12 protein-coding genes are annotated in these 11,839 nt (G+C 70.8%); 4 read left to right on the top strand and 8 right to left on the bottom strand.

The window, feature by feature from the left end; genetic code table 11:
- Positions 1 to 19 precede the first annotated feature (19 nt).
- The 5 genes from ABZT49_RS09735 to ABZT49_RS09715 all read right to left on the bottom strand — a co-directional run bounded on the left by ABZT49_RS09735 (position 20) and on the right by ABZT49_RS09715 (position 5,426).
- Positions 20 to 1,225, bottom strand: a complete 1,206-nt coding sequence (locus tag ABZT49_RS09735) for an ABC transporter substrate-binding protein (protein WP_355285729.1) — start codon at positions 1,223 to 1,225, stop codon at positions 20 to 22.
- A gap of 199 nt (positions 1,226 to 1,424) precedes the next feature.
- On the bottom strand, positions 1,425 to 2,657 hold the full coding sequence (locus ABZT49_RS09730; RefSeq protein WP_355285727.1) for an ABC transporter substrate-binding protein: 1,233 nt from the start codon (positions 2,655 to 2,657) through the stop codon (positions 1,425 to 1,427).
- Complete coding sequence (locus tag ABZT49_RS09725) at positions 2,657 to 3,403, bottom strand: ABC transporter ATP-binding protein (protein WP_355285725.1); 747 nt, start codon at positions 3,401 to 3,403, stop codon at positions 2,657 to 2,659. Before ABZT49_RS09725 ends, ABZT49_RS09730 begins: the two co-directional genes overlap by 1 nt.
- Positions 3,396 to 4,202, bottom strand: coding sequence for an ABC transporter ATP-binding protein (locus ABZT49_RS09720; protein ID WP_355285723.1), 807 nt, complete (start codon positions 4,200 to 4,202; stop codon positions 3,396 to 3,398). Before ABZT49_RS09720 ends, ABZT49_RS09725 begins: the two co-directional genes overlap by 8 nt.
- Positions 4,203 to 4,325: 123 nt before the next feature.
- On the bottom strand, positions 4,326 to 5,426 hold the full coding sequence (locus ABZT49_RS09715) for an acyltransferase (RefSeq protein ID WP_355285721.1): 1,101 nt from the start codon (positions 5,424 to 5,426) through the stop codon (positions 4,326 to 4,328).
- A gap of 271 nt (positions 5,427 to 5,697) precedes the next feature.
- Here ABZT49_RS09715 and ABZT49_RS09710 point away from each other — a divergent pair, with 271 nt between their 5' ends.
- Positions 5,698 to 6,411, top strand: coding sequence for a DUF4142 domain-containing protein (locus ABZT49_RS09710; protein WP_355285719.1), 714 nt, complete (start codon positions 5,698 to 5,700; stop codon positions 6,409 to 6,411).
- Positions 6,412 to 6,834: 423 nt separating this feature from the next.
- On the opposite strand, the gene modC is transcribed toward ABZT49_RS09710, so the two are convergent.
- Positions 6,835 to 7,929, bottom strand: a complete 1,095-nt coding sequence (gene modC / locus ABZT49_RS09705) for a molybdenum ABC transporter ATP-binding protein (protein ID WP_355285717.1) — start codon at positions 7,927 to 7,929, stop codon at positions 6,835 to 6,837.
- Positions 7,930 to 7,942: 13 nt separating this feature from the next.
- Positions 7,943 to 8,632, bottom strand: a complete 690-nt coding sequence (modB, locus tag ABZT49_RS09700) for a molybdate ABC transporter permease subunit (protein WP_355285753.1) — start codon at positions 8,630 to 8,632, stop codon at positions 7,943 to 7,945.
- Between the two features lie 156 nt (positions 8,633 to 8,788).
- On the opposite strand from modB, the gene ABZT49_RS09695 reads away from it, so the two are divergent.
- The 3 genes from ABZT49_RS09695 (at position 8,789) to ABZT49_RS09685 (ending at position 11,094) form a co-directional block, all read left to right on the top strand.
- Positions 8,789 to 9,466, top strand: a complete 678-nt coding sequence (locus ABZT49_RS09695; RefSeq protein WP_355285715.1) for a glutathione S-transferase N-terminal domain-containing protein — start codon at positions 8,789 to 8,791, stop codon at positions 9,464 to 9,466.
- Between the two features lie 228 nt (positions 9,467 to 9,694).
- On the top strand, positions 9,695 to 10,456 hold the full coding sequence (locus ABZT49_RS09690) for an aldolase/citrate lyase family protein (RefSeq protein WP_355285714.1): 762 nt from the start codon (positions 9,695 to 9,697) through the stop codon (positions 10,454 to 10,456).
- A 23-nt stretch (positions 10,457 to 10,479) separates the two neighbouring features.
- Entirely contained in the window at positions 10,480 to 11,094 is a 615-nt protein-coding gene (locus ABZT49_RS09685) for an alpha/beta hydrolase (protein WP_355285712.1), read from the top strand.
- A 134-nt stretch (positions 11,095 to 11,228) separates the two neighbouring features.
- Here the strand turns inward: ABZT49_RS09685 and ABZT49_RS09680 are convergent, their stop codons facing one another.
- On the bottom strand, positions 11,229 to 11,693 hold the full coding sequence (locus ABZT49_RS09680; protein WP_093569933.1) for an outer membrane protein assembly factor BamE: 465 nt from the start codon (positions 11,691 to 11,693) through the stop codon (positions 11,229 to 11,231).
- Between the last annotated feature and the right edge of the window lie 146 nt (positions 11,694 to 11,839).

Raw genomic sequence — 11,839 nt, 5'->3', positions numbered from 1 at the left:
CCGGCCCAAACTTAAAAAACTAGCTCTTGTTCACCAGCGGGCAGTTGCCCTGGTTGAGCGGGCGGAACGCCTCGTTGCCGGGGATCGTCGCCAGCGTCTTGTAGAGGTCCCAGGGGCCCTTCGACTCCGCCGGCTTCTTGACCTCGAACAGGTACATGTCGTGGATCTTGCGGCCGTCGGGCCGAATCGTACCCTTGCCGAAGAGCGGATCCTCGGTCGGGATCTCCTTCATCTTCGCCACGACCTTAGCCCCGTCGGAGGCCGATTTCAGTGCCTCGACCGCCTTGAGATAGTGCAGCACGCTGGCATAGACGCCGGCCTGCACCGCGGTCGGCTTCTTGCCGCCGGCCTGCTTGGCGAAGCGGTCGGAGAAGGTGCGGGTGCCGTCGTTGAGGTCCCAGTAGAACGGCTCGGTCAGGACCAGCCCCTGCGCGGTCTTCGTCGTCAGGGCGTGGATATCGGAGGAGAAGATCAGCAGGCCGGCGATGGCCTGGCCGCCCTCAGTGATGCCGAACTCCGCCGCCTGCTTGATGGCGTTGATGGTGTCGCCGCCGGCATTGGCCAGCCCGATCACCTTGGCGCCCGAGCCTTGGGCCTGGAGCAGGAAGGACGAGAAGTCGGCGGTCGGGAACGGGGTCTTGACCGCGCCGATCACCTTGCCGCCGTTCTTGGTCACGACCTCGGTGGTATCGCGCTGCAAGGCCTGGCCGAAGGCGTAGTCAGCGGTGAGGAAGAACCAGGTGTTGCCGCCGCGCTTGACCATGGCGCCGCCGGTGCCGTTCGCCAGGGCCGCCGTGTCGTAGGTCCAATGCACGGTGTTGGGCGAGCATTGCGGCCCGGTCAGGTCGGCGGTGCCGGCCCCCGAATTGACGAAGGCCTTGTTCTTCTCGCGCGTGACCTGGTTGATGGCGAGCGCCACCGAGGAGGTCGGCACGTCGAAGATCGCGTCGACGCCGTCGCGGTCGTACCATTGCCGGGCGATGGAGGCGCCGACATCCGGCTTGTTCTGGTGGTCCGCGGCGACGATCTCGACCTTCAGGCCCTTCTCGGCGGCCTTGAAGTCCTCCACCGCCATGCGGGCGGCGGCGACGGAGCCCTCGCCGGAGATGTCGGCATAGACGCCCGAGCGGTCGTTCAGCACGCCGATCTTCACCGGCGTCTGCGCCAGCGCCTGGACACTGGCTGCGGCGCAGAGCGCGCTGGCGAGCAACAACCGTTTCAGCATCAAACATCCTCCCTGATGGCACCGCCCGCACGCGGCGGCGAAGCGACTTTTCGGCTGTACGGGCGGGCTTCGCGTCGCTCGAAGAGCGCTGCGCCCGCTTCTCGCTCGGGGCCTTGTCGACCCCTTCTTCGACGAAACCGCGAGGCGCGGCTTCGTCCATTCCCGCATCACGGTCGCGGCCGGGGCCGGCGACCACGCTTCAGGGCCTCGTCCCCTCCGCCTGCGCCGCCTTGACGACGAGCGGGCAGCCGCCCTGGTCGAGGGGCCGGAACGCCTCGTTGCCGGGGATCGTCGCGAGCACCCGGTAGAGGTCCCACTCGCCCTTCGACTCGGCCGGCTTCTTGACCTCGAACAGGTACATGTCGTGGATCTTGCGGCCGTCGGGCCGGATATTGCCCTTGCCGAAGAGCGGGTCGTCGGTCGGCAGTTCCTTCATCTTCGCCACTACCCGGCGGCCGTCATCGACGGCGCGCAGGGCCGCCACGGCTTTCAGGTAGTGCAGCACGCCGGCATAGACCCCGGCCTGGGCGGCGGTGGGCTTGCGACCGGCGAACCGGCGGGCGAACCGGTCGGAGAAGGTGCGGGTGCCGTCGTTGAGATCCCAGTAGAACGGCTCGGTCAGGACCAGGCCTTGCGCCACCTTCGGGGTGAGCGAGTGGATGTCGGAGGAGAAGATCAGGAGGCCGGCCAGCGCCTGGCCGCCCTCCGTCACCTTCAGCCGCGCCGCCTCGCGCACCGCCCCGATCGTGTCGCCGCCGGCATTCGCCAGCCCGATCACCTTGGCGCCCGACGCCTGCGCCTGCCGGAGATACGGCGCGAAGTCCGAGGCCGGGAACGGCATCTTGACGCTGCCCAGCACCTTGCCGCCGTTGCGCAGGATCAAGGCCGTGGTGTCGCGCTGCACCGCCTCGCCGAAGGCGTAGTCGGCGGTGACGAAGAACCAGGTGTCGCCGCCGCGCTTGACCATGGCGCCGCCGGTGCCGTTCGCCAGCGCCACGGTGTCGAAGGTCCAGTGCACGGTGTTGGGCGAGCAATCCGGCCCGGTGAGGTCGGCGGTGCCGGCGCCGGAATCGACGAAGACCTTGTTGCGCTCGCGGGTGACCTGGTGGACGGCGAGCGCCACCGAGGAGGTCGGCACGTCGAAGATCGCGTCCACCCCCTCCCGGTCGTACCAGGCACGGGCGAGAGCCGCACCGACGGCGGGCTTGTTCTGGTGGTCGCCGGCCACGATCTCCACCGCGAGATCGTGGCCGAGGGAACGGAAATCCTCCACCGCCATGCGGGCGGCGACGACCGAGCCCTCGCCCGAGATGTCGGCGTAGACGCCCGAGCGGTCGTTCAGCACGCCGATCTTCACCGGCGTTCCGGCCGACGCGACGCCGATCGAGGCGAGGCCCGCCAGCAGGGCCGTGAGGAGGACCCGCGCCCGCATCACACGCCGAGATAGGTGTGCAGCTTGTCGATGTTGGCGTCGAGCTCGGCGTTCGGGATCATGTCGATCACCCGGCCCTGCTCGACCACGAAGTGCCGGTCGGCCACGGTCTGGGCGAAGCGGAAGTTCTGCTCCACCAGGACGATCGTGTAGCCCTCGGTCTTCAGCCGGGCGATCGTGCGGCCGATCTGCTGCACGATGACCGGGGCGAGGCCCTCGGTCGGCTCGTCGAGCAGGATCAGCTTGGCGCCGGTGCGCAGGATGCGGCCGATGGCGAGCATCTGCTGCTCGCCGCCCGAGAGCTTGGTGCCCTGGCTGCCCGAGCGCTCCTTGAGGTTCGGGAACAGGGTGTAGATCTGCTCGACCGTCATCCCGCCCGGCTTCACCCGCGGCGGCAGCATCAGGTTCTCGTAGACCGACAGGCTCGAGAAGATGCCGCGCTCCTCCGGCACGTAGCCGAGGCCGAGCTTCGCGATGTTGCGCGAGGCCATGCCGATGGTCTCGGTGCCGTCGTAGCGGATCGAGCCCTTGCGCTTGCCCAGGATGCCGATGATGGCGCGCAGGGTCGTGGTCTTGCCGGCGCCGTTGCGGCCGAGCAGGGTCACCACCTCGCCGGGCTTCACGTCGAAGCTGATGCCGTGCAGCACGTGGCTCTCGCCGTACCAGCCTTCGAGCCCCTGGATCGACAGGAGGGGGGCGGCGCCAGCAGCAGCCGCGACCGGCTTCGTCATCACCGCCTCAGCCATGACCGGCTCCGATATAGGCCTCAATCACGCGGGGATCCTTCGACACGGTGGCGTAATTGCCCTCGGCCAGCACCTGCCCGCGCGCCAGCACGGTGATGCGGTCGGAGAGCGAGGCGACGACCGAGAGGTTGTGCTCGACCATCAGGATGGTGCGGTTGGCCGAGACCCGGCGGATCAGCGCCGCGGTCCGGTCGACGTCCTCGTGGCCCATGCCGGCCATCGGCTCGTCGAGGAGCAGCATCTCGGGTTCGAGCGCGAGCGTGGTGGCGATCTCGAGCGCCCGCTTGCGGCCGTAGGAGAGCTCCACCGCCGGAATGTCGGCGAAGTCGGAGAGACCGACCGCCTCGACCAGCTGCAGCGCCTCCTGGTTGAGCGCCCGCAGCACCGTCTCGGAGCGCCAGAAGTCGAACGAGTCGCCGCGCTTGCGCCGCTGCAGCGCGATGCGGACGTTCTCCTTGACGGTCAGGTGCGGGAAGACCGCCGAGATCTGGAACGAGCGCACCAGGCCGAGCCGCGCCACGTCCGCCGGCTTCATGCCGGTGATGTCGCGGCCGTTGTACCGGATCGAGCCCGCCGACGGCGTCAGGAACTTGGTCAGCAGGTTGAAGCAGGTGGTCTTGCCGGCGCCGTTCGGGCCGATCAGCGCGTGGATGGTGCCGCGCGTCACCTCGAGCGTCACGCCGTTGACGGCGCGAAAGCCCTTGAACTCCTTGGTCAGCCCCTCGGTGGACAGGACGATGTCCTGGCCCTTGGCACCGGCGCGGGGCCGCTCCTCAACGTGGGTGGTCGGTTGGGCCATGTCGGCGCGTCACCCCTGCGTTTCCTCACTCGCGCTTATGCGCGTATCGCATAGCGAAACAGCATGCCGCCGATGGAGTGTCAACGGGTTCAGGCCGCCCCCGCAAGGGGAGAACTGGGCTTGTCAGGCCTTATTCACGGCCGGCTCCGGCTTGGATGCCGGTTCGAGCAGTGCCCGCGCCGCCCGGGTGAGAGGCCGCTCGACGATGCGGTGCAGCAAGAGCGCGGCGAGGCCGGCGAGGACCAGCATCAGGACCGCCAGCGTGGCGGGCCCGAGCGGGCCTGCGAGGCCGGCGGCCTCGGCGACCACGCGCACGCCTCGTACGACGAAGGGATGAGCGAGATAGAGCGCGTAGGACGCGTCTCCCAGGAGGACGAACGGGCGGAGGAGGACGAACGGGCGCAAGCCGGCGCCGGCGGTCCCCGACGGCCCGAGAGCCGCGGCCGCGACCAGCAAGGCGGCCGGCCCGCCCCAGGCGAGGCAGCGGGGCAGGGCGGGATCCTCGCCGGCCAGCGCCAGGAGGGCGAGGCCGGCGACCGCCAGCGCCAGGCGTAACGGACCTGGCAGGCGCCGGCCCTCCTGCCGTGCGAGGGCGAGCGTCGCCCCGCAGGCGAATTCGAGCACGATCGGATCGCTCCAGAAGGCAGGCGCCACCGGCAGCGGTCCCGCCGCCTGCCCCAGGACGACGAGACCGGCGAGGAGCGCGAGCACCCCGAACACCGCGCGGCGCGGCCCCAGGGGCAGCGCGAGGGCGAAGAGTGCGTAGAACGCCATCTCGTAGTTGAGCGTCCAGCCGAGGGAGTAGAGCGGCTGCACCGCCCCGTCGGCCCGGGCCATCGGCCAGAACAGGTAGGAGGCGGCGAGGTAGGCCAGGCCTCCCGCATCCGCGCCGAGGAGGCCGGGCCTCGCCCAGGCGAGAGCGAGGTAGAGCGTGGTGGCGAGCCAGTAGAGCGGCACCACGCGGGCGACCCGGTGCGCGAGGAAGATTTTTCGCGCGCCCAATCGCCCGTGCAGGGGCGCCGCCGCGTGCACGATGATGAAGCCGGAGATGACGAAGAACACGTCGACCCCGGCCGGCCAGGGCAGCCAGGCCGCCGGCGCGTACGACACCCCCGCCCGGGCCGCGACGCCCGCGACCTCGAACTGCGCGTGGCCGGCCGCGACCATCAGGGCAGCGAGCGCGCGCAGGACCTGGATCAGCGGCAGGGAGGTGGGGCTTGTCACGGGAGGCCGCATCGCGTCCGCCCCGGACCGTCCGGGGCATCGTGGCGCCGTCTTACCGGAGGCGGGCGCCTCCCGGCCAGGGGAGAGCGCCTCGAATGATGCCGTAACGGCTGGAACAATATCCACGAACGCTCGTTGTCCAGCCCGAAAGCGTCCTGCCAAGAATGCGCCTTGCCAAGAATGATCTTGCCGAGGCGTTTCCCTCACATGGCTCGATGTTCGGTCGACGACCGGACGTGACGCTCAAGAACAGAATTCCAGGAGATCAGACATGAAGAAGCTCGTTGCCCTGACCGGCCTTGCCGTTGCTCTCGCGACCCCCGCCTTCGCGCAGGTCGGTGGCTTCAACGAGTTCCGCTCGATGGCGCTGATGTCGAACGCGTTCGAGGTCAAGTCGAGCCAGATCGCCCTCGACAAGTCGCGCAACCCGCGCATCCGCGAGTACGCCCGCGAGATGATCCGCGATCACCGCGCCGCCAACGTCGCCCTGCTCGGCGGCCGTGAGAACGTGGCCCGCGGCAATGGCGGCGGCATCGGCGGCCTGATCGAGGCGCCCTTCGCCATCGCGGGCGGCGCGGTCGGCGCGGCCACCGGGGCGGCGGCCGGCGTGGTCGGCGGCACCCTTCAGGGCGGCCCGGTCGGCGGCCTCCAGGGCCTCGGCACCGGCGCGGCCCGCGGCGCCCAGGTCGGCGCCAACGCGGTCGATTTCGACGGTGACGTGACCACCACGGCGGCCACCGGCGCCATCCCGCTCGGCCCGCAGCAGCAGGCGATGCTCGCCGAGCTCGCCGACACCCCGGCCGGCCCGGCCTTCGACCGCACCTACGCCCGCATGCAGGTGCAGGCCCATGGCATGACCGTCGCCAGCTACCAGGCCTACGCCCAGTCGGGCCCGAACCCGGCCCTGCGGGCTTACGTCCAGCAGGCCCTGCCGGTGATGCAGCAGCACCTGGCGATGGCCCAGCGCCTGCCGGGCGCCCGCTAAGCGGCACGACATACTGACGTGACGGAGCGGCGGGCCGAGAGGCCCGCCGCTTCCGTTTTGGCAGCTGCGTCCTCTGGGAGAGATCGACTAGAGCATTTTCCGACGAAGTGGATGCCGGTTCGTCGAAGAAAATGCGGCACAATCAAGGACCTAGAGAGCTTCGCGATTGCAACGCGATCGTGAAGTGCTCTAGCGTCGATTGATCCGTGGCCCTATCGACCTTACAGTCGCGAGCGAGGGCCAGCGGGTGGCCGCCCGCGGGTCCTCTTATCAGGTGACCTTGCTCGCTACATGAGCCCGATTGCGATGGTCAGAAACCATCCGGTCGGGCTTTTCGCGGTGGTGACTGTGAGCATCGGGAAGCCGATCACATCCTTCACCTCCTTCCCAGCCGTGCCTGCTCCCGACGCTCGCGGCCTCCGGTCAAATCTCCACCGCCCCGATCGTCTCCTCGTCGAAAGCGACGCTCTTGACGATCGCCACCACCGGCAGGCCCGGCGCCAGGGCGAGCTCGTGGACGGCCAGCCGCGTCACCTCGGCGACCAGGCTCGCATCGCCGCAGGCGATCTCAACCCGGGCATGGGGCCCGTCGCCCGGCGTCACCGCGGTGACGGTGCCGGACAGCACGTTGCGGGCGCTCAAGGCGCGCGGCGCCTCACGGGCCACCAAGACGTCGCGGGCGCGCACCCGCACCCGCACGCCGGCTCCCACCGGCAGGCCGAGGCGCGGCACCGTCAGGCGGCCGGGCGAACCGTCGAGGCGGGTGAGCCCGAAGGCGTCGTCGTGGGCGACGACCCGCAGGTGCAGGAGCGCACCGGTCTCGGCCGTCTCGCGGCCCGGGAAGAGGGCGCTCCGGCGCAGGACCTCGGTGGTGGGGCCGCAGGCCGCGACCCTGCCCCGATCGAGCACCACCACCGTGTCGGCGAGGCGCGCCACCTCGGCGATCGCGTGGCTGACATAGACGATCGGCACCCGCGCCTCGTCGCGCAGGCGCGCCACGTAGGGCAGGATCTCGGCCTTGCGCGCCTCGTCGAGGGCCGAGAGCGGCTCGTCCATCAGGAGGAGCCGCGGACGCGCGAGGAGCGCCCGGCCGATCGCCACCCTCTGGCGCTCCCCGCCCGACAGCCCGGCCGGCCGCCGGTCGAGCAGGGGGGCGATGCCCAGGAGATCGGCCACCGCCTCCAGGCTGGGACCGCCGGAGCGATGGCGCGCGAACCAGCGCCCGAACAGCAGGTTCTGGCGCACGCTCAGATGCGGCAGCAGCCGCGCCTCCTGGAACACGTAGCCGATCCGGCGCCGGTGCACCGGCACCCGCACGCCGCGCTCCGTGTCGAGGAGGGTGACGCCGTCGACCACCACCCGCCCGGAATCGGGCCGCACGAGCCCGGCGATCACGTCGACAAGGGTCGACTTCCCGGAGCCGGAGCGGCCGAACAGGGCGGTGACCCGCCCCTCGGCGGTGAAGGCCGCGTCGAGCGCGAAGGCGCCGCGGACGTGCCGGACCGCGACCTCGATCATGCCGGATGTCCGATCATGCCCCGAGCCTGCGCCGCGCCCGCCGGGCCAGCCACTCCGAGGTGAGGAGCGCCGCCATCGACAGGGCGACCGAGACCAGGGTGAGGCGGAGCGCCCCGGCCTCGCCCCCCGGCACCTGGGTCAGGGTGTAGATCGCGGAGGGAAGGGTCTGGGTCTCGCCCGGGATGTTCGACACGAAGGTGATGGTGGCGCCGAACTCCCCCATCGCCTTGGCGAAGGCGAGCACCGCGCCGGCCAGGATCCCCGGCAGGGCGAGCGGCAGCGTGACGACGAGGAACACCGAAGCGGGCGAGGCCCCGAGGGTCCCGGCGGCCTGTTCGAGCTTACGATCGACCGCCTCGAGGGAGAGCCGCATCGCCCGCACCATCAGCGGGAAGCCCATCACCGCGCAGGCGAGCGCCGCCCCGGTCCAGCGGAACGAGAACACGATGCCGATTTCGGCGAGCGCCGCCCCGAACCAGCCGCGGCGCCCGAAGGCGAGGAGCAGCAGGTAGCCGGTCACCACCGGCGGCAGGATCAGCGGCAGGTGGACCAGCCCGTCGAGGAGCGCCCGGCCGCGGAACTCCAGGCGGGCGAGGAGATAGGCGACGGCGAGGCCCGGGGCCAAGCTCGCCAGCGTCGCCACGCTCGCCACCAGCAGGCTGAGCCGGAGCGCGCTCCATTCGTCGGGGGTGAGGAACAGGATGGGGGCTTCCCGAGGATCCGATCCCGCACCATGGCGGATCGGCGCCCGGAGTCCAGGCCCTGCGCGGCAACGCTGGGTTTCAGGTCGTCCGATTGATCCGCGCCCGGATCTGGGGCCCTGTGGCACGCGGCTCGACGCCGCTCCCCGGAGGCCCGGATGATCACCTTCTACTTCAACGGCTCGCCCAACCCGACCAAGGTCGCGCTCTTCCTGGAAGAGGCGGGGCTCCCCTACGAGCCGGTGGCGGTCGATACCCGCAAGGGCGAGCAATTCGCGCCCGAGTTCCTAAAGCTCAACCCGAACGGCAAGGTGCCGGCGATCGTCGACGACGGCACGGTGGTGTTCGATTCGAACGCGATCCTGCTCTACCTCGCCGAGAAGACCGGCCGCTTCCTGGCGCCGCCTGCGGAGCGCGGCGCGCTCCTGTCCTGGCTGATGTTCGTGGCGACCGGGATCGGGCCGTTCTCGGGCCAGGCGGTGCATTTCCGCCATTTCGCCCCCGAAAAGGTGGCCTATGCGAACGACCGCTACCAGTACGAGGTGAAGCGCCATTACGGCGTGCTCGACGGCCACCTCGCCGGGCGCGAGTGGATGGTGGGCGAGGCCTACGGCATCGTCGACATGGCGGTCTGGGGCTGGGCCCGGATGCTGCCGTTCGTGCTGGGGGAGGGCGCCTTCGAGGGCTTCCCGAACGTGAAACGCCACCACGACGCGATCACCGCGCGTCCCGCCGCCGCCAAGGCGGTCGCGCTCAAGGACCGCTTCGCGTTCAAGGCCGAGCTGGATGCCGAGGCGCGCGGGCACATGTTCAAGCACCTGACGCCGGCGGCGTGAGAGTCGACGGTACCAAGAGAAAATTCCACATCCGTCTCCGCCTCACAGGGTCATCCCGGGGCGAGCCTTGGCGAGAGCCCGGGATCCAGAAGCGCTGAGTGTGCAGGAAGGGGCGGAACGAGGCCGCTCTCTTCGGAGGCACCTTAGTGTCTGGATTCCGGGCTCCGCTGCGCGGCCCCGGAATGACATGGAGGCTATGAAACCAGTCGAGAGAGGGGAGAACACGCCATGAGATCCTTCGACAACCCGTTCAAGCGCGGCCTCGCCGAGGGACGCCGCCAGGCCGGCCTGTGGATGACCACCGGCTCGCCCGGCATCACGGAGCTCGCCGCCGGCGCCGGCTTCGCCTGGATGCTGATCGACATGGAGCATTCGCCCAACGACCTGATCCAGGTCGTCGACCACCTGCGGGCGGCCGAGGGCGGCACCGCCGAGCCGGTGGTGCGGGTGCCGTGGAACGAGCCGGTCATGGTCAAGCGCCTGCTCGACCAGGGCGCCCGCTCGCTGATGTTCCCCTTCGTGCAGAGCGCCGAGGAGGCGCGCCGGGCGGTGGCCGCGACGCGCTACCCACCGCACGGCATCCGGGGCTTTGCCGGCACCTCCCGGGCCACCGGCTACGGGCTGCGGCCGGACTACCACGCCCGTTCGGGCGACGAGGTCTGCGTCGTGGTGCAGGTCGAGACCAGGGAGGCGCTGGAGGCCGCCGGCGAGATCGCCGCGGTCGAGGGCGTCGACGGCGTGTTCATCGGCCCCAACGATCTCGCCGCCAGCATGGGCCATCTCGGACAGCCCAATGCGGCCCCGGTCCGCGCGGCGATCGCCGCCGCCCTGCCGCGGATCCGCGGGGCCGGCAAGGCCGCGGGCCTGCTCAACTTCAACGAGGCCGGCGCCAGGGCCGATTTCGAGGCCGGGTTCGGCTTCGTGGCGGTGGCCGGCGACGCGCATCTCCTCGCCCGCGAGACCCAGCGGGTCGCGAAGCTCTTCACCTGAAACCCCGCTTTCGGAGGAGACCGATGGCCGCCCTGTCGTTCCAGCACCGCTTCGAGCCCGCCGCCGATCCGGAGGCGGTGCCGCTCCTGCTCCTGCACGGCACCGGGGGCGACGAGGACGACCTCCTGCCCCTCGGCCGGGCGCTGTCGCCCGGGGCGGCCCTGCTCTCGCCCCGGGGCCAGGTGCTGGAGGGCGGCGCGCCGCGCTTCTTCCGCCGCCTCGCCGAGGGCGTGTTCGACGAGGACGACCTGGTGCGCCGGGCCGGCGACCTCGCCGGCTTCGTGGCGGGGGCGCGGGCGGAATACGGCATCGCCGCGCCGCTCGCCGTCGGCTTCTCGAACGGCGCCAACATCGCCGCCGCAATGATGCTGCTGCATCCGGGCGTGCTCGCCGGCGCCGTGCTGCTGCGGGCGATGGTGCCGCTCTCGGCCCCGCCGACGGCGCGCCTCGCGGGGGAGCCGGTGCTGATCCTGTCGGGCCGGATGGACCCGATCGTGCCCGCCGACAACGCCGCACGCCTCGCCGCGATGCTGAAGGAGGCCGGCGCCGCCGTCACCCACGAGGTGCTGCCCGCCGGCCACGGCCTGTCGCAGGCGGACCTCGTGCGGGCGAAGACCTGGCTGACCGGAAGACCTTAGCTCACCGGGCGGCCGTGACACGTTCCTGAGCGCCGATCCGCTCGCAGACGGACGCACGATCGCGACCGGCGGACCTTCTCCGCCGGTCGTTCAAGTTTTGGAATTCCGGGAGGCGGGGCGCGCCCCGCGCTCCCTTACCGCGCGTTGCCGAACGGCTCGAACTTGGTCAGGCCGCGCATCAGCTGGCCGAGGAAGGCCTGCTCGCCGCCGCTGGTCGGCGTGGTGCGGGAGATGAAGTCGAACACCTTGCCGTCCTGCTCGCCGTAGAGCGCGACGCGCTCGACCTTGAAGCCGGCGTTGAAGTACACCGCCAGGACGCGCTGGTCCTTCGGGCGCTCGCCGATGAACATCACCGGGCGCTGGGTGTTCTGGCTGATGTAGTACCAGGACTTGTTGCCGACCGTCGAGACGGTGGTCGGCGTGCCGAGGAGCTGGAGCACCTGCTCGGCGCTGGCGCCGGGCCGCACCTGGGCGACGGCGGCATCGTCGATGATGTAGCCGTGCCGGAATTCCTCGCCGATCACGCAGCCCGCGGCCGACAGACCGATCAGGCCGGCCGCGGCGAGGCGGAGGAGCGACGGTGTGAAGCGGCGCGGCATCGAGACCTCGGGAAACAGGTGCGGGACAGTGTGTCGGCCGGCCGGATGGCGGCCTTGCGCGAGAAGCGACCGCTGCCGTACCCCGGGGTTGTGGCGTTGGCAAGGCACGGCCAAGGTTGGCGCCGCCGATGTTCGACGATGGATGC

The sequence above is a fragment of the Methylobacterium sp. EM32 genome (genome assembly GCF_040593685.1).
Classification (GTDB): domain Bacteria; phylum Pseudomonadota; class Alphaproteobacteria; order Rhizobiales; family Beijerinckiaceae; genus Methylobacterium.
The sequence above is the reverse complement of the archived record's forward strand: the minus strand, read 5'-3'. Positions and strand labels throughout refer to the sequence as shown.

Coding starts and splice junctions, on each gene's coding strand:
- ABZT49_RS09720 (WP_355285723.1), bottom strand. CDS start 4,202: ATGGCCCAACCGACCACCCACGTTGAGGAGCGGCCCCGCGCCGGTGCC.
- ABZT49_RS09690 (WP_355285714.1), top strand. CDS start 9,695: ATGAGATCCTTCGACAACCCGTTCAAGCGCGGCCTCGCCGAGGGACGC.
- ABZT49_RS09730 (WP_355285727.1), bottom strand. CDS start 2,657: ATGCGGGCGCGGGTCCTCCTCACGGCCCTGCTGGCGGGCCTCGCCTCG.
- ABZT49_RS09695 (WP_355285715.1), top strand. CDS start 8,789: ATGATCACCTTCTACTTCAACGGCTCGCCCAACCCGACCAAGGTCGCG.
- ABZT49_RS09725 (WP_355285725.1), bottom strand. CDS start 3,403: ATGGCTGAGGCGGTGATGACGAAGCCGGTCGCGGCTGCTGCTGGCGCC.
- ABZT49_RS09710 (WP_355285719.1), top strand. CDS start 5,698: ATGAAGAAGCTCGTTGCCCTGACCGGCCTTGCCGTTGCTCTCGCGACC.
- ABZT49_RS09735 (WP_355285729.1), bottom strand. CDS start 1,225: ATGCTGAAACGGTTGTTGCTCGCCAGCGCGCTCTGCGCCGCAGCCAGT.
- ABZT49_RS09680 (WP_093569933.1), bottom strand. CDS start 11,693: ATGCCGCGCCGCTTCACACCGTCGCTCCTCCGCCTCGCCGCGGCCGGC.
- ABZT49_RS09685 (WP_355285712.1), top strand. CDS start 10,480: ATGGCCGCCCTGTCGTTCCAGCACCGCTTCGAGCCCGCCGCCGATCCG.
- modC (WP_355285717.1), bottom strand. CDS start 7,929: ATGATCGAGGTCGCGGTCCGGCACGTCCGCGGCGCCTTCGCGCTCGAC.